The sequence below is a fragment of the Citrobacter tructae genome, from assembly GCF_004684345.1.
In the GTDB taxonomy this organism is placed as follows: domain Bacteria; phylum Pseudomonadota; class Gammaproteobacteria; order Enterobacterales; family Enterobacteriaceae; genus Citrobacter; species Citrobacter tructae.
In genome coordinates, this window is sequence record NZ_CP038469.1 from 1,703,514 (window position 1) to 1,720,514 (window position 17,001).

Genomic DNA, 17,001 nt, shown 5'->3' on the forward strand with positions numbered 1-17,001 from the left:
TCAGGACTCCTCATGGCCTGGTTCTGGTTCACGGTCCCACGACAGACGTGGATCAAACGTCATCGCAGAAAACATTGTCATAATGACGACTAAAGCAAACATCAATGCACCCATTGCAGGATAAATGTTCATTAACCCTCCCATGCGCACCAGCGCAGAGAGTACCGCAATAACAAAAACATCGATCATTGACCAACGACCGACAAATTCCACAACTTCATAAATCAGGTGCATGCGCTCGCTGTCACGTTTGCCGTGCCCTTTAGCATCCCAGCACAGCCAGGCAATCGCGATCATTTTTAACGTCGGCACCAGAATACTGGCTATAAAGATGACAGCCGCTACCGGGTAAGAACCTTCGCTCCAGATTAAAACGACGCCTTCAATAATCGTTGACGGTAGTTTTGACCCTAACAAATCGGTAATCATGATCGGCATGATATTGGCAGGCAGATAAAGCATGATCGACGTGAACAGGAGTGCTAGCGTCCATTGCAGGCTGTTTTTACGACGCACATAGCCCGTTGTCTGACAACGCGGGCAGACTGGCTCATCAGCGGGAAGGATCGCGGTACAACAGGAACATGAACGTAGACCTTGTCGGATACCGGGAACGCCAGGTTTTAAGACCTGCTTAACCTCCGGCATTGGGGCGATATCATCCCAAAGCCAGCGACGATCAACACATTGAAAAGCGCGCAACTGGAGAACACAAAACAGGCACCACGGGATGAAGCTGCTGCCCACACCAATATCGCCATAGGCCATTAGCTTAACAAAGCTCACCAGCACGCCTGCGAGGAAGATTTCTGCCATCCCCCAGCTTTTCAACTGAAATAGAATACGCGCAAGCCACGCTTTAAGTCGCCAGGGCATCTCAACCCGGTTCACCAGCAGTAAGATGGTGAACAAGCAAAAGGCGGGAACCAACTGTACGAATAATAAAAAGAAGGTGCCGAGGCTGGCGTAGTCTTCCGAAAACAGCACACCGGGAATTTCCAGCAACGTCACTTCGCTGCTTACCCCAGCGACATTCATGTTCACAAAGGGGAAAAGATTAGATAAAAGCAGCATAAACAATGCTGCAATAGCATAAGCGGTAGGACGCTGCCTTGGCGCGTCCCACGCAACGGTTAATGTCGTGCCACATCTCGGACATGCCGCTTTTTGACCATGCGTAAGGCTCGGTAATGCCACCAGCATGTCACACTGCGAGCACAGAATATGCTTCGCGGCATGGTGATGTTCGCACATATGCGCTCCTTTAATTATGCGCCATTCTTTAAAGACTCAAGATACTCCCAGCGCTCAAAGGCTTGCTCAAGTTCTTGTTCCGCGTTGCTCAGGTCAGCCAGCACCTGCTGTGTTTGCTCATGCGGCTGACTGAAAAAGGCGGCGTCAGCGACCTGCGTTTGTAACGTATCCAGTTTAGCTTCCAGCTCTTCAAGCTGCTGAGGGAGCAGTTCCAGTTCGCGCTGTAGTTTATAGCTTAGTTTGCTGGTGCCGCGTTTTACAATTTCTGCTTTAGGGGCCGCAACTTCCTCTGTTTTTTTCGAGACTGGCTGTTTAAACGCCACATACTGTGACTGCTGTTCTCGCGCATCATGGTAACCGCCGACATAACGACCAATTTTGCCGCCGCCTTCGAAGATCCAACACTCGGTAACGGTGTTATCAACAAACTGACGATCGTGGCTGACCAGCAGTACGGTGCCCTGATAACCGTCAATCAGTTCTTCGAGCAGCTCCAGCGTTTCGACGTCGAGATCGTTCGTTGGTTCATCGAGGATCAACAGATTGCTGGGTTTCAGAAAAAGACGCGCCAGCAACAGACGATTGCGTTCTCCGCCAGAGAGCGCACGCACTGGTGTCATCGCCCGTTTCGGATGGAACAGGAAATCCTGAAGGTAGCCCAGCACGTGGCGCGGTTTACCGTTGACCATCACCTCTTGCTTACCTTCCGCCAGGTTATCCATAACGGTTTTATCCGGATCTAGCTCCGCACGGTGTTGGTCAAAATAGGCCACTTCCAGCTTTGTACCAACATGGATACGACCGCTGTCGGCCTGTAGCTGACCTAACATCAGCTTGATTAGCGTTGTTTTACCGCAGCCGTTAGGTCCAATTAACGCAATTTTGTCACTACGCTGAACCTGCGCCGAGAAGTCTTTCACCAGCTGTTTACCGTTAATCTGGTAGTCAACATTCTCCATTTCAAAGACGATTTTGCCCGAGCGGCTCGCCTCTTCAACCTGCATCTTCGCGGTACCCATTACTTCACGGCGATCGCCACGCTCCCGACGCATCGCTTTCAGTGCACGCACACGGCCTTCGTTACGGGTACGACGCGCTTTGATGCCCTGGCGGATCCAGACTTCTTCCTGCGCCAGTTTGCGATCAAACTCCGCATTCTGTAACTCTTCTACCCGCAGAGCTTCTTCTTTCTCCAGCAGGTACTGATCGTAATTCCCTGGATAGGTCACCAGCTTACCGCGATCGAGATCGACAATGCGCGTTGCCATATTGCGAATAAAGGAACGGTCGTGGGAAATGAAAATAATCGTTCCGTTGAAGGTTTTCAGGAACCCTTCCAGCCAGTCGATGGTTTCAATATCCAGGTGGTTCGTCGGTTCATCCAGCAACAAGACACGCGGATTGCTGACTAACGCCCGGCCCAGCGCCGCTTTACGCAGCCAGCCGCCGGAAAGCGAAGCCAGTTCCATGTCTGCTTCCAGGCCAAGTTGTTCCAGCACTTCATTAATGCGGTTTTCCAGCTGCCACAGATTGTGGTGATCCAGCAGTTCCTGAACCTTCGCCAGTTCCTGCAGGTTTTTATCACTCGGATCGGTGATCACCAGATGCGAGATATCGTGGTAACGCTTGAGGTACACCGCCTGTTCTGCAATTCCTTCGGCGACGAAATCGTAGACGCTACCCTGCACGTTGCGCGGCGGATCCTGCTGCAGACGCGCCACAACCAGATCCTGTTCATAAATAATACGCCCGTCGTCAAGACCCTGTTCACGATTAAGGATCTTCATCAGAGTCGATTTGCCCGCGCCATTACGGCCAACCAGACAGACGCGCTCGTTATCTTCGATATGCAATTCAGCATTATCAAGAAGCGGCGCATCGCTGAACGACAGCCATGCACCATGCATACTGATTAATGACATTTAATTTTCCTTTCAGGCTGCGGTAATCAGCCAGCAGTTGTGGATCTGACGGTTACGGGCAAAGTCCTGGGAAAGCGTTTTTTGGGTAATTTCTTGTGCTTTCAATCCCAGTTCAGCCAAACCCTCAAGATCCATACGGAATCCACGTTTGTTGTTGGAGAACATGATCGTGCCGTCTTTACGCAGTAGGCGTTTCAGATCTTTCATCAGCGCCAGATGATCGCGCTGCACGTCAAACGAGTCTTCCATACGTTTAGAGTTAGAGAAGGTCGGTGGATCGATGAAGATCAGATCAAATTGTTCATTGGCTTCGCGCAGCCAGCCAAGACAGTCGGCCTGAATTAAACGGTGCGCGCGACCGCTCAGCCCGTTGAGTCGCAGGTTACGTTCCGCCCACTCAAGATAAGTGCGAGACATATCGACCGTTGTAGTGCTGCGGGCACCGCCGAGTCCGGCATGTACGCTGGCGCTACCGGTATAAGAGAACAGATTGAGGAAATCTTTGCCTTTGCTCATCTGGCCCAGCATGCGGCGTGCAATACGGTGGTCCAGGAACAGACCGGTATCAAGATAGTCGGTCAGGTTAACCCACAGGCGCGCGTTGTACTCGCTAACCTCAATGAATTCACCCTTCTCATTCATCTTCTGATACTGGTTTTTCCCTTTCTGCCGTTCACGGGTTTTCAGCACCAGTTTATTCGGTGCGATCTCCAGCACTGACAGCGTAGCGGCAATGATGTCGAACAGACGCTGGCGAGCCTTCTGGGCATCAACCGTCTTCGGTGGCGCGTATTCCTGAACCACGACCCAGTCGCCGTAGCGGTCGACCGCTACGTTGTATTCCGGCAGGTCAGCATCGTACAGGCGATAGCATTCAATGCCTTCCTGGCGTGCCCATTTTTCCAGCTTCTTAATATTTTTACGCAGACGGTTGGCATAGTCTTCCGCCACCGTAGCAGGCTTGCTGTCTGCGGTCGTTTCTGCAACGTGATAGTTTTTCTGTACGCAGTCCAGCGGGCCGTTTTTCGCTTTAAACTGCTTATCAGCACGTAATTGCAGGCTGCTGAGCAAATCAGGAGAGGCGCTGAACAGCGACAGATTCCAGCCGCCAAACTGGTTTTTCATCGTACGTCCCAGTAGGCTGTGCAGGGCAATCAACGCCGGTTCGCTATCCAGACGTTCACCGTATGGCGGGTTGCTGATAACCGTACCATACGGTCCTTTCGGTAGAGGATTACTCAGTTTCGCCACATCTTTGACGTCAAACGTCACCAGATCCGCAATGCCAGCACGGCGGGCATTACTGCGCGCTTTTTCAATCACCCGGGCATCGCTATCGGAACCGTAAAAATGCGACGTATAGTCCGCCAGCCCTTTACGCGCGCGAACCTGTGCTTCCGCTTTAACTTCTTGCCAGACCGCTTCGTCATGCTGCGCCCAGCCGTTAAAACCCCAGTAACCACGGTGCAGGCCTGGTGCACGATCGGTTGCCCACATCGCGGCTTCAATCAACAGCGTACCGGAGCCACACATCGGATCGAGTAACGGTGTGCCCGGCTGCCAGCCGGAACGCATAACGATGGCCGCAGCCAACGTCTCTTTGATCGGCGCCTGACCGGCACGATCGCGATAGCCGCGCTGATGCAGACCATCACCACTCAGATCGAGAGCAATGCTGGCGGTATCTTTGTTCAGCCAGACGTTGATGCGCAGATCCGGGGATTCTCGATCCACATTCGGACGCGCCATATTTTTACGCGTAAAGGTATCGACAATCGCATCCTTTACTTTTAATGCGCCGTACTGGCTGTTGCGAATGGTTTCGTTCAGGCCGCTAAAATGCACGGCAAACGTCGCACCAGGGTTAAATATCTCTGTCCAGTCGATTGCCTGAACACCGAGGTACAGATCAAGATCGCTATAGACCTTGCATTCTCCCATCGGCAGGATAATGCGCGAGGCCAGGCGGCTCCACATCAGGCTCTGGTAAACAAGCCGCGTGTCGCCCTTAAAATGGACCCCACCCTGAACCACCTGGCACTCCACGGCGCCGAGGTTTTCCAGTTCAGTTTTTAACAGCTCTTCCAGCCCACGGGCCGTACTGGCAAACAGAGAATTCATAATGTCACTTTTACTCCAAGAAAATTGCTGCGCATTATAGCTAATCTCGCGCCCTTGTCATAAAGTTGAAGGCTTATTTTCGTTCGAGGGACTGTACAGTGGTAACGTTAACCCGACTTTTTGTTCATCCGGTTAAATCAATGCGCGGTATTGGGCTAACGCACGCTCTGGCAGACGTGAGCGGTCTGGCCTTTGATCGCATCTTTATGATTACCGAACCCGACGGAACGTTCATCACTGCCCGGCAGTTCCCACAGATGGTACGTTTTACCCCTTCCCCTTTGCACGATGGGTTGCACTTGACTGCGCCCGACGGCAGCAGCGCGCTGGTCCGCTTTGCCGACTTCGCCACCCAGGATGCGCCAACAGAGGTCTGGGGAAACCATTTTACCGCCCGTATTGCCCCTGCGGCGATCAATCAGTGGCTCAGCGGTTTTTTCTCCCGTGATGTGCAGCTGCGCTGGGTTGGTCCACAATTGACGCGCCGGGTAAAGCGCCACGACGGCGTACCGCTGTCGTTCGCCGATGGCTTTCCTTATCTTCTGACTAACGAAGCGTCGTTGCGCGATGTACAACAGCGCTGCCCGGCCAGTATCAGAATGGAGCAATTTCGCCCTAATCTGGTGGTCACCGGAGCCGCCGCATGGGAAGAGGACACCTGGAAGGTGCTTCGTATCGGCGACGTCATCTTTGATGTGGCAAAGCCCTGTAGCCGCTGCATTTTCACTACCGTCAGCCCAGAAAAAGGCCAAAAGCATCCGTCCGGCGAGCCGCTGGCAACGCTGCAAACCTTCCGTAGCGCAGTGGATAACGGCGATGTCGATTTCGGTCAGAATCTGATTGCTCGCAACAGCGGCGTGATCCGCGTTGGCGATGAAGTTGAAATTCTGGCAACCGGGCCCGCCAGAGCGTACGGCGCGGCGGAATCTGATGATACCGTCGCCGAGCAGCAGCAGCCTGATGCCAGCGTCCTTATCGACTGGCAGGGACAAACTTTCCGCGGCAACAATCAGCAGGTATTACTGGAGCAACTGGAAAATCAGGGGATCCGGGTTCCCTACTCTTGTCGGGCGGGGATCTGTGGATGCTGCCGGATTAGGCTGGTAGAAGGCGAAGTCAGTCCGCTGAAAAAATCTGCGATTGGTGATGACGGGACGATTCTTTGCTGCAGTTGTGTGCCAAAAACAGCGGTCAGGCTGGAGAGTTAAACGGCCTGCTCAAGGCTGAAACTGTCAACAGGGAGTTGCGGTTTCAGCCTGTCATTCATAATTTTAATGGCGTCGCCAAGCTGCATGGTGCGCCCGGCAATAACCACTCCCGGCTGTGCCAGCAGGCACAGGGCCGCATTTTCACCCGGTTCAACCACTAACAGATTAACCTGTTCTTCGGTATCGCTTAAATATACGCAGGCAGCGTCACCCACTACCGGTGACCAGTTAATGGTGTGCGCCACAAAGTGCCAGCTTTTTGGCATTTGCGGTTTCAGATATCGAATAGCCACCAGCGCATTGAGTACCAGTTCCGCTTTTTGTTCTTTGACTAAATCCAGGTCGCGGCACTTTTCTTCAAAAGAAAAATAAAGCGCAGCATCATCAACGCAAAAACCGGACGGAGAGAATGCATCAGGCGTGAGCATTTTACGCGCAAAACGCGAGCGAAATAACATACCATTGGCTAAATCGAGCATCATACGATCGTGCTCTTCATCATAATACCAGCGCCAGTTATCGTCGGGTTTAATTCGCATCAGTATCTCTCCATTCCTTAATCATCGTCGTTACGACAGTATCCTTTTGCCGCTTCGTTTATTGCCCTAATAATAAAAGCTCAGAATGTTTAAATAAGCAACAGTAAAGGAATATAAAACAACCAGGGCGAGAAATAAAGCCCTGGTTTGTGATTAGGGTCGTATTCAGATATTGGTGATGATTTCTTTAATCAGCGGTGGGCCTTTAAAAATAAAGCCGGAATAAATCTGAATCAGGGAAGCCCCTGCGGCTATTTTCTCACGCGCAGCGATGACCGAGTCGATACCACCAACCCCGACAATCGGCAATTGCCCTTTTAATTCCCGGGACAACATCCGAATAATTTCGGTGCTTTTTAATTGTAACGGTCGACCGCTCAGACCACCCATTTGATCGCAATTTTTCATTCCCTGCACCAGGGAACGATCGAGCGTAGTGTTCGTAGCAATTACACCATCAATATTATGACGAACTAAACTGTCAGCGACTTGGATCAGTTCTTCCTCAGAAAGATCCGGGGCGATCTTTACCGCCACCGGAACATATTTATGGTGGATTGCTTGCAGGTCATTTTGCTTATTTTTAATTGCCGTCAGCAGATCGTCCAGCGCTTCGCCGTATTGCAGCGTGCGTAACCCTGGAGTATTTGGTGAGGAGATATTAACCGCAATATAACCGGCATAAGCGTAGACTTTTTCCATACAAATCAGATAGTCATCTTTGCCATTCTCTACCGGGGTGTCTTTGTTCTTACCTATATTGATCCCCAGAATACCGTCAAAATGCGATTTTTTAACGTTTTCGACCAGGTTATCAACACCCAGGTTATTGAAGCCCATGCGGTTGATCAAACCTTCTGCGTCAACCAGACGGAAAAGACGCGGCTTATCGTTACCCGGTTGAGGACGAGGCGTCACGGTGCCTATCTCAATCGAGCCGAATCCCATTGCACCGAGTGCATCAATGCACTCCCCATCTTTATCCAGTCCGGCGGCAAGACCGAGCGGATTTTTAAACGTCAGCCCCATGCAGGTAACCGGTTTTGTCGGTACTTTTTGGCGGACAAGCGCTTCGAGCGGCGTGCCCGTAATGCGACGTAATTGCTGGAATGTTAATTCATGAGCGCGCTCTGGATCGAGCTGAAATAGTGCTTTACGAACGAAGGGGTAGTACATGAACTCTCCTGGATTCCCGGTGTGCAAACCGGGGGCGTATTATGTGCGATCGCGAACAAAAAGGGAATTGACCTGCGGCAATAAAAAGCAAACGTTTTCTTTCCGCTCCTCGTTTTATGCAATTTTCAGCTTTTCTATCCCGCATAAATCATTTCGATAAACAAAACCTCTCTGCCAGACTGCATAAATTGTTATCAATGTTAAATAAAAACGAACAATTGGTTATAAGGAGAGATTATAAATATGCGCGTTATCACTCTGGCGGGCAGCCCACGCTTCCCCTCTCGCTCCAGCGCCTTACTGGAATATGCGCGAGAAAAACTGAATGGGCAGAATGTCGACGTTTATCACTGGAATCTGCACAATTTTGAGCCCGATGATCTGATCTATGCGCGGTTTGACAGCCCGGCGCTAAAGACGTTTATCGAACAACTGCAGGCCGCCGACGGGCTGATTGTCGCCACGCCGGTCTACAAAGCGGCCTATTCCGGCGCATTGAAAACCTTGCTCGATCTGCTCCCTGAACGCGCACTGGAGGGCAAAGTGGTGTTGCCGCTGGCGACCGGCGGCACCATGGCGCACTTGCTGGCCGTCGATTACGCCCTGAAACCCGTCCTCAGCGCACTGAAGGCCCAGGAGATCCTGCACGGTGTTTTCGCCGATGATTCTCAGGTCATCGATTATCAGCATAAGCCACAGTTTACGCCGAACCTGCAACTGCGCCTGGACAGTGCGCTTGATACCTTCTGGCAGGCTTTGCAGCGCCGCGATGTCCAGCTTTTGCACTTAAATGCCCTGAGAGGTACTGCCCATGCTTAATTTACTTAAACGCCATACGCCGTGGCTGGCGCTGACCGGACTGCTGTCTTTGTCGACACTGGTTCACGCCGCAGATGCCGCGCCAGACACTCTGCGTATTGGCTATCAGAAAGGGAGCGTCAGCATGGTGCTGGCAAAAAGCCATCAACTGCTGGAAAAACGCTACCCGCAGACAAAAATCTCATGGATTGAGTTTCCCGCCGGGCCGCAAATGCTGGAGGCGCTAAATATAGGCAGCATCGATCTGGGTAGCACCGGCGATATCCCACCGATTTTTGCCCAAGCTGCCGGGGCCGATCTTGTCTACGTGGGCGTTGAGCCGCCCAAACCGAAAGCCGAAGTGATTCTGGTGCCGAAAAATAGCCCAATCCAGAGCGTCGCAGAGCTTAAAGGGCATAAAGTCGCCTTCCAGAAAGGTTCCAGCGCCCACAATTTACTGCTCCGCGCCCTGCAACAGGCCGGGTTGAATTTTACCGATATCCAGGCCATGTATCTGACGCCCGCCGATGCGCGTGCCGCTTTCCAACAAGGAAATGTGGATGCATGGGCAATTTGGGACCCGTACTACTCCGCCGCGTTACTGCAAGGTGACGTACGCGTTTTGAAAGATGGTACCGACCTCAAACAGACCGGTTCGTTTTACCTCGCCGCGCGCCCTTATGCCGAGAAAAACGGCGCTTTTGTTCATGGCGTATTAGACACTTTTAGCCAGGCCGATGCCTTAACCCTCAGTCAACGTCAGCAAAGTATCACCCTGCTGGCAAAAACCATGGGGCTGCCTGAACCGGTCATAGCATCCTATCTGGACCATCGCCCGCCAACCACCATTACCCCCGTCAACGCCTCTGTTGCCGCACTGCAGCAACAAACCGCCGATCTGTTTTATGACAACCGGTTGTTGCCGAAAAAAATCGATATTCGCCAGCGTATCTGGCAACCCACTCAACAGGCAGGAGCAAAATTATGAGTCTGAACATATTCTGGTTTTTACCCACGCACGGTGACGGTCATTATCTGGGAACAGAGGAAGGTTCACGCCCGGTCGATCATGGTTATCTGCAACAAATCGCCCAAACGGCCGACCGTCTGGGGTTTACCGGCGTGCTGATCCCGACCGGTCGCTCCTGCGAAGATGCCTGGCTGGTCGCGGCCTCAATGATCCCGGTCACTCAGAGATTAAAATTTTTAGTCGCGCTACGTCCCAGCGTAACCTCACCTACGGTTGCGGCACGCCAGGCAGCGACGCTCGACAGACTGTCCAACGGTCGCGCGTTGTTTAACCTGGTAACCGGCAGCGATCCGCAGGAGCTGGCGGGCGACGGCGTGTTCCTCGATCACACCGAACGTTATGAAGCCTCCGCTGAATTCACTCAGGTTTGGCGGCGCTTGCTGCAAGGCGAAACCGTGGATTTCAACGGTAAGCACGTCCACGTCCGCGGGGCAAAACTCTTTTTCCCGCCAGTGCAACGGCCCCACCCTCCGCTGTACTTCGGCGGTTCTTCCGACGTGGCGCAGGATCTTGCCGCCGAGCAGGTTGATCTCTATCTGACCTGGGGCGAGCCACCTGAACAGGTCAAAGAGAAAATTGAACAGGTGCGGGCCAAAGCGGCAGCGCTCGGGCGCAAGATCCGCTTTGGTATTCGTCTGCATGTGATCGTACGGGAAACGACGGATGAAGCGTGGCAGGCGGCGGATCGCCTGATTGCCCATCTGGATGACGACACCATTGCCAAAGCCCAGGCTGCCTTCGCAAGAACCGACTCTGTGGGTCAGCAGCGAATGGCGGCGCTGCACAACGGCAGGCGCGACCAGCTGGAAATTAGCCCGAACCTGTGGGCTGGCGTAGGACTGGTACGCGGCGGAGCCGGTACGGCGCTGGTAGGAGATGGTCCAACAGTGGCGGCGCGTATTAACGAATATGCCGCGCTGGGTATCGACAGCTTTGTGCTGTCCGGGTATCCGCACCTTGAAGAAGCGTACAAGGTCGGTGAACTGTTGTTCCCGCATCTGGATGTCGCTATACCAGAAATTCCGCAGCCGCAGCGCCTGCACCAACAAGGCGAAGCGGTGGCGAACGAATTTATCCCGCGCAAAGTTGCGCAAAGCTGAGGAGCCCGATGATGGCAACGCCGAAAAACAGGTGGTTACTGCGCCTTGCTCCGTGGTTTTTACCGCTCGCTCTGGTGGCGGTCTGGCAGGTCTCATCATCAATGGGCTGGTTATCCACCCGCATTCTGCCCTCCCCGCAAGGCGTGGTGGAAGCCTTTTGGACGCTTTCCGCCAGCGGCGAGCTTTGGCAGCATCTGGCGATCAGCTCCTGGCGGGCTGCGATCGGCTTTTCCATCGGCGGATCGATTGGACTGACGCTGGGATTGATAAGCGGCCTGTCACGCTGGGGCGAACGCTTGCTGGACACCTCGGTGCAGATGCTGCGTAACGTCCCACATCTGGCGCTAATCCCGCTGGTAATTTTGTGGTTCGGTATTGATGAATCCGCCAAGATCTTTCTCGTCGCACTGGGGACGTTGTTCCCGATTTACATCAACACCTGGCACGGGATCCGCAATGTCGATCGTGGGCTGGTGGAGATGGCACGCAGCTATGGGTTATCCGGTATTTCACTGTTTATCCATGTGATCCTACCCGGCGCTCTGCCCTCGATCATGGTCGGCGTGCGTTTTGCCCTCGGGCTGATGTGGTTGACACTTATCGTCGCGGAAACCATTTCGGCTAATGCTGGCATCGGCTATCTGGCAATGAATGCCCGCGAGTTTTTGCAAACGGATGTGGTGGTGGTGGCCATCATTCTCTACGCCCTGCTCGGCAAGCTTGCCGACGTCAGCGCGCAATTACTGGAACGTATCTGGCTACGCTGGAACCCGGCTTACCATGCGAAGGAGGCCACCGTATGAATACCGCTCGTTTAAATCAGGGCACGCCGCTACTGCTTAGTGGCGTGACGAAACGCTACGGCGCCAATACGGTGCTCAATCAGTTAGATTTGCACATTCCGGCAGGTCAATTTGTCGCCGTGGTCGGTCGCAGCGGCGGCGGAAAAAGTACATTGCTACGTCTGCTGGCCGGTCTGGAATCGCCTAACGCAGGGGAATTACTCGCCGGAACCACACCGCTGGCGGATATTCAGGATGATACGCGGATGATGTTCCAGGATGCGCGCCTGCTACCGTGGAAATCGGTTATCGATAACGTAGGTCTGGGTCTGAAAAACAACTGGCAAGATGCTGCCCGTGATGCGCTAACTTCCGTTGGGCTGGAAAACCGGGCGCTGGAATGGCCTGCCGCCCTTTCTGGTGGGCAAAAACAACGCGTGGCGCTGGCACGTGCATTAATCCATCGTCCCGGATTGCTGTTGCTGGATGAACCACTCGGCGCGCTGGATGCACTCACCCGCCTGGAAATGCAGGATTTGATAGTCTCTTTGTGGCAAGAACACGGTTTTACCGTACTGCTGGTCACCCATGACGTCAGCGAAGCCGTGGCAATGGCCGATCGCGTGTTGTTGATTGAGGACGAGAAAATCGGTCTGGACTTGACGGTAGATATCCCGCGTCCAAGGCGGATGGGTTCAGTGCGCCTGGCGGAACTCGAAGCGGAAGTGTTGAATCGGGTGATGCAGAGGGGGTATACCGAGCAGGCAGTACGTCGACACGGCTGATAATGCCGGATGGTGACGCAATTGCATCATCATCCGGCAACATTATCAGGCTAACGCTTTGGTTATCTTCTCGAACAGATCACCGGAGAGATTCTCCAGACCTTTCAGCTGTTCCAGCGCTGCACGCATCTTCGCCTGGCGTTTAGCATCATAACGCTTTAAGCGGATTAACGGCTCAATCAGACGTGATGCCACTTGCGGGTTACGGCTGTTCAACTCGGTCAGCATGTCGACCAGGAACTGATAACCGCTGCCATCTTCTGCATGGAATGCCGCCGGGTTGCTGCCCGCGAAAGCGCCAATCAAAGAACGGATACGGTTTGGGTTGCTCATGCTAAAGGAGCGATGCTGCAACAGGCCACGTACCGTTTCCAGCACATTGTCCGCCGGGCTGGTGGATTGCAGGATAAACCATTTATCCATCACCAGACCGTCATGATGCCACTTGTCATCATACGCCTGCATCAGCGCATCGCGACACGGCAACTGCGCCGCTACCGCAGCCGACAGGGCCGCCAGCGCATCAGTCATGTTATTGGCTTCGTGGTATTGCTTGCTCACCAGGGTATCTGCCAGATGCGTTTCGCCGAAGGCCAGGAAGCGCAAACAGGCATTACGCAACGTGCGTTTACCAATATCGCCATGCTCAACGCGGTACTCATCAAGATGGTTAGCGTTATAAATGGCGAGGAATTCATCTGCCAGTTCAGCCGCCAGCGTGCGGGTTAACGCCTCGCGCACTTCGGTAATCGCTACTGGATCGATAATCTCAAACAGCTCGGCAATCTCATTCGCCGAAGGCAGCGTCAGGATCTCAGCCGCCAGCGCCGGATCGATTTTCTCATCCAACAGAATCGCGCGGAACGCATCGGCCACGTGTACAGGCAGCGACAGCGGTTGTCCCTGCTGGTGGCGGGCAACATTCAGCTTAATGTACGTTGCCAGCAGGCTTTGCGCCGCATCCCAACGGGAGAAATCATTACGCGCGTGACGCATCAGGAAGGTCAGCTGCTGATCGCTCCATTTATATTCCAGTTTTACCGGTGCAGAGAATTCGCACAGCAGTGCCGGAACAGGCTGGAAGTAGACGTTATCAAAGACAAAGGTCTGTTCCGCCTGGGTGACGTTGAGTACAGAATTCACCGGATGCCCACCTTTTTGAAGCGGGATCACTTTCCCTTCGTTGTCGTACAACTCAATGGCGAAAGGAATATGCAGCGGTTGTTTTTCAGCCTGATCCGGCGTGGTCGGCGTACGCTGGCTGATAGTCAGCGTGTACTGCTCAGTTGATGGATTGTAATCATCACGCACAGTCACAACGGGTGTACCAGACTGGCTGTACCAGCGACGGAAATGGGAGAGATCGACGTTGGACGCATCTTCCATCGCCTGCACGAAATCATCACAGGTCGCGGCGCTACCGTCATGACGTTCGAAATAGAGCTGCATCCCTTTCTGGAAGTTAGCCTCACCCAGCAGGGTGTGGATCATACGAATCACTTCTGCACCCTTTTCGTACACCGTCAGGGTATAGAAGTTGTTCATTTCGATAACCTGATCCGGGCGGATAGGATGCGCCATCGGGCTGGCATCTTCGGCAAACTGCAGACCGCGCATGGTGCGCACATTGCTGATCCGGTTTACTGCGCGAGAACCGAGATCGGAGCTGAACTCCTGGTCGCGGAACACGGTTAAGCCTTCTTTTAGGCTCAACTGGAACCAGTCGCGACAGGTGACGCGGTTACCGGTCCAGTTGTGAAAATATTCGTGACCAATGACGCGCTCAATATCGAGGTAGTCTTTGTCAGTGGCGGTATCGGCACGCGCCAGCACGTATTTGGAGTTAAAGATGTTCAGACCTTTATTCTCCATTGCGCCCATATTAAAGAAGTCCACCGCGACAATCATGTAGATGTCGAGGTCATACTCCAGGCCAAAACGCTCTTCATCCCATTTCATGGAATTTTTCAACGAGGTCATCGCCCACGGCGCGCGATCCAGGTTGCCGCGATCGACGTACAACTCCAACGCCACTTCACGCCCTGAACGGGTGGTAAAGGTGTCGCTCAGGACATCGAAATCACCGGCCACCAGCGCGAACAGATAACACGGCTTCGGGAACGGATCCTGCCACTGCACCCAGTGACGACCGTTATCCAGTTCGCCCTGTGCCACGCGGTTACCGTTGGAAAGCAGGAACGGGTATTTGGTTTTATTGGCGATAATTTTGGTGGTAAAGCGCGCCAGCACGTCCGGGCGGTCAAGATACCAGGTAATATGGCGGAAACCTTCTGCTTCGCACTGCGTGCACAGCGCGTCTCCGGACTTATACAGTCCTTCCAGTGCGGTATTAGCTGCTGGACTTATTTCATTCACGATACGCAGCGTAAAACGTTCCGGCAGGTGGCTGATGACCAGAGCACCCTCTTCTTCTTTATACTCTTTCCACGGTTCGTCGTTCACGTGGATTGACACCAGGGTCAGATCCTCGCCATTCAGGCATAGGGGAGCATCAGACGCACCATGACGGACAGCCTGGCTCACGGCAGTGACCACGGTTTTTTCAGCATCCAGGTCAAAGGTCAAGTCAATATCAGTAATCTGGTAATCCGGCGCACGGTAGTCGTGGCGGTATTTGGCTTGTGGCTGTTGTGTCATAAAAAACCTTTAGCATCTTGGGTAGAGTCTCGGGTTCAGTCTATTCCTGTTGCGTAAATCGCGCTACGCAGAATGTTCATCTTTTCAGGTACAAACACCCTTTTTGCTACATTTGTATAACACGAGGCACGAATTGCCCTCGACCAGAAAGACAGCTTATGGTGTGATCGGGGTTCAATAAATCGCTAAACAGGGTATACTCCAGCGGTTTTCTTAGTTGTTTATTGTACTAAACGCTCCCGTGAGAGGATGCTACTGCGCACCTATGACACAATTCGCTTCTCCTGTTCTGCACTCGCTGCTGGATACAGACGCTTATAAGTTGCATATGCAGCAAGCCGTTTTTCACCACTACTATGATGTACAAGTAGCGGCTGAATTTCGTTGCCGTGGCGATGACCTGCTCGGTATTTATGCCGATTCTATTCGCGAGCAGGTGAATGCTATGCAGCACCTGCAACTGCAGGAGGACGAGTACCAGTGGCTCTCCGGCCTGCCTTTCTTTAAAGTCGACTACCTGAACTGGTTACGCGATTTCCGCTATAACCCGCAACAGGTCTGCGTCACCAACGATAACGGTAAGCTGAACATCCGCTTAACCGGGCCGTGGCGTGAAGTGATCATGTGGGAAGTCCCTCTGTTGGCGGTGATAAGCGAGCTGGCGCACCGTTACCGTTCGCCTGAATCAGGCGTCCCACAGGCGCTGGATGAACTGGAAAGCAAACTAGTCGAATTCTCTGCTTTAACGAAAGATATCGATATGTCCCGCTTCCATCTGATGGATTTCGGGACACGCCGGCGTTTTTCGCGTGAAGTACAGCAGGCTATTGTTAAACGTCTTCAGCAAGAACCGTGGTTTGTTGGCACCAGTAACTACGATCTCGCCCGTCGCCTGTCATTAACCCCAATGGGGACGCAGGCGCATGAATGGTTCCAGGCGCATCAGCAAATTAGCCCTGAGCTTGCCACCAGCCAGCGCGTCGCGCTTGCCGCCTGGCTGAATGAGTACCCTGACAAGCTTGGCATTGCGCTGACCGACTGCATCACCATGGACGCATTTTTACGCGATTTTGGCGTTGAGTTTGCGACCCGCTATCAGGGTCTGCGTCATGACTCTGGCGATCCGGTGGAATGGGGTGAAAAAGCCATCGCGCATTACGAGAAGCTGGGTATCGACCCACTCAGCAAAACGCTGGTGTTCTCCGATAACCTCGATTTGAAGAAAACGATTGAACTTTATCGCCACTTCTCGTCTCGCGTGCAGCTGAGTTTCGGTATTGGCACGCGCTTGACCTGCAATATTCCTCAGGTTAAGCCGCTGAATATCGTTATCAAGCTGGTTGAATGCAACGGTAAACCGGTGGCGAAGTTATCCGATAGTCCAGGTAAAACCATTTGCCACGATAAAGCGTTTGTCCGTGCGCTGCGCAAAGCCTTCGACCTTCCACACATCAAAAAAGCCAGTTAATCTCTCCAGGGAGTCGTTTCGACTCCCTTTTCGCGTTTATTTCCGAAATCTTTCACTCCAGCTACGAATTCTGCTTGTCTGATTGCAGATGCCAGGTAACATAGGTATCCCCCCATTACGGGTGGACATGTGTTTATATATCCGACTATTAACAGAGAGA

At 53.1% G+C, this 17,001-nt stretch carries 13 protein-coding genes; 7 read left to right on the forward strand and 6 right to left on the reverse strand.

The features are described from left to right. Genes pqiA through rlmKL form a run of 3 tightly spaced genes read right to left on the reverse strand, consistent with a single transcriptional unit; the run spans position 1 to position 5,297 of the window. Positions 1-1,254, reverse strand: coding sequence for a membrane integrity-associated transporter subunit PqiA (gene pqiA, locus E4Z61_RS09050; RefSeq protein WP_135322478.1), 1,254 nt, complete (start codon positions 1,252-1,254; stop codon positions 1-3). A gap of 14 nt (positions 1,255-1,268) precedes the next feature. Then, on the reverse strand, positions 1,269-3,176 hold the full coding sequence (locus E4Z61_RS09055) for an ABC transporter ATP-binding protein (protein ID WP_135322479.1): 1,908 nt from the start codon (positions 3,174-3,176) through the stop codon (positions 1,269-1,271). Between the two features lie 12 nt (positions 3,177-3,188). Next, on the reverse strand, positions 3,189-5,297 hold the full coding sequence (gene rlmKL / locus E4Z61_RS09060) for a bifunctional 23S rRNA (guanine(2069)-N(7))-methyltransferase RlmK/23S rRNA (guanine(2445)-N(2))-methyltransferase RlmL (RefSeq protein ID WP_135322480.1): 2,109 nt from the start codon (positions 5,295-5,297) through the stop codon (positions 3,189-3,191). A gap of 98 nt (positions 5,298-5,395) precedes the next feature. Here rlmKL and E4Z61_RS09065 point away from each other — a divergent pair, with 98 nt between their 5' ends. Beyond that, complete coding sequence (locus E4Z61_RS09065; RefSeq protein WP_135322481.1) at positions 5,396-6,505, forward strand: YcbX family protein; 1,110 nt, start codon at positions 5,396-5,398, stop codon at positions 6,503-6,505. Here E4Z61_RS09065 and zapC read toward each other — a convergent pair. Together zapC and pyrD are read right to left on the reverse strand one after the other, a co-directional pair. After that, a complete protein-coding gene (gene zapC / locus E4Z61_RS09070) occupies positions 6,502-7,044 on the reverse strand; it encodes a cell division protein ZapC (protein WP_135322482.1) in 543 nt (180 codons plus the stop codon). The two genes, E4Z61_RS09065 and zapC, sit on opposite strands and share 4 nt — an antisense overlap. Positions 7,045-7,209: 165 nt before the next feature. Next, positions 7,210-8,220, reverse strand: a complete 1,011-nt coding sequence (gene pyrD / locus E4Z61_RS09075; RefSeq protein WP_135322483.1) for a quinone-dependent dihydroorotate dehydrogenase — start codon at positions 8,218-8,220, stop codon at positions 7,210-7,212. A 243-nt stretch (positions 8,221-8,463) separates the two neighbouring features. Here pyrD and ssuE point away from each other — a divergent pair, with 243 nt between their 5' ends. Genes ssuE through ssuB form a run of 5 tightly spaced genes read left to right on the forward strand, consistent with a single transcriptional unit; the run spans position 8,464 to position 12,715 of the window. Further along, positions 8,464-9,039: an NADPH-dependent FMN reductase gene (ssuE, locus tag E4Z61_RS09085; protein WP_135322484.1), complete on the forward strand. Its 576-nt coding sequence runs from the start codon at positions 8,464-8,466 to the stop codon at positions 9,037-9,039. Then, entirely contained in the window at positions 9,032-10,006 is a 975-nt protein-coding gene (locus tag E4Z61_RS09090) for a sulfonate ABC transporter substrate-binding protein (protein ID WP_135322485.1), read from the forward strand. The genes ssuE and E4Z61_RS09090 overlap by 8 nt, the downstream gene beginning before the upstream one ends. Further along, entirely contained in the window at positions 10,003-11,148 is a 1,146-nt protein-coding gene (gene ssuD / locus E4Z61_RS09095; RefSeq protein ID WP_135322486.1) for an FMNH2-dependent alkanesulfonate monooxygenase, read from the forward strand. The genes E4Z61_RS09090 and ssuD overlap by 4 nt, the downstream gene beginning before the upstream one ends. Before the next feature lie 11 nt (positions 11,149-11,159). Then, on the forward strand, positions 11,160-11,951 hold the full coding sequence (ssuC, locus tag E4Z61_RS09100; protein ID WP_135322487.1) for an aliphatic sulfonate ABC transporter permease SsuC: 792 nt from the start codon (positions 11,160-11,162) through the stop codon (positions 11,949-11,951). Beyond that, on the forward strand, positions 11,948-12,715 hold the full coding sequence (gene ssuB, locus E4Z61_RS09105) for an aliphatic sulfonates ABC transporter ATP-binding protein (RefSeq protein WP_135322488.1): 768 nt from the start codon (positions 11,948-11,950) through the stop codon (positions 12,713-12,715). Before ssuC ends, ssuB begins: the two co-directional genes overlap by 4 nt. Before the next feature lie 45 nt (positions 12,716-12,760). Here ssuB and pepN read toward each other — a convergent pair whose 3' ends face one another. Continuing rightward, a complete protein-coding gene (gene pepN, locus E4Z61_RS09110; protein WP_135322489.1) occupies positions 12,761-15,373 on the reverse strand; it encodes an aminopeptidase N in 2,613 nt (870 codons plus the stop codon). Positions 15,374-15,638: 265 nt separating this feature from the next. Here pepN and pncB point away from each other — a divergent pair, with 265 nt between their 5' ends. Next, positions 15,639-16,841, forward strand: a complete 1,203-nt coding sequence (pncB, locus tag E4Z61_RS09115) for a nicotinate phosphoribosyltransferase (protein WP_135322490.1) — start codon at positions 15,639-15,641, stop codon at positions 16,839-16,841. Positions 16,842-17,001 lie beyond the last annotated feature (160 nt).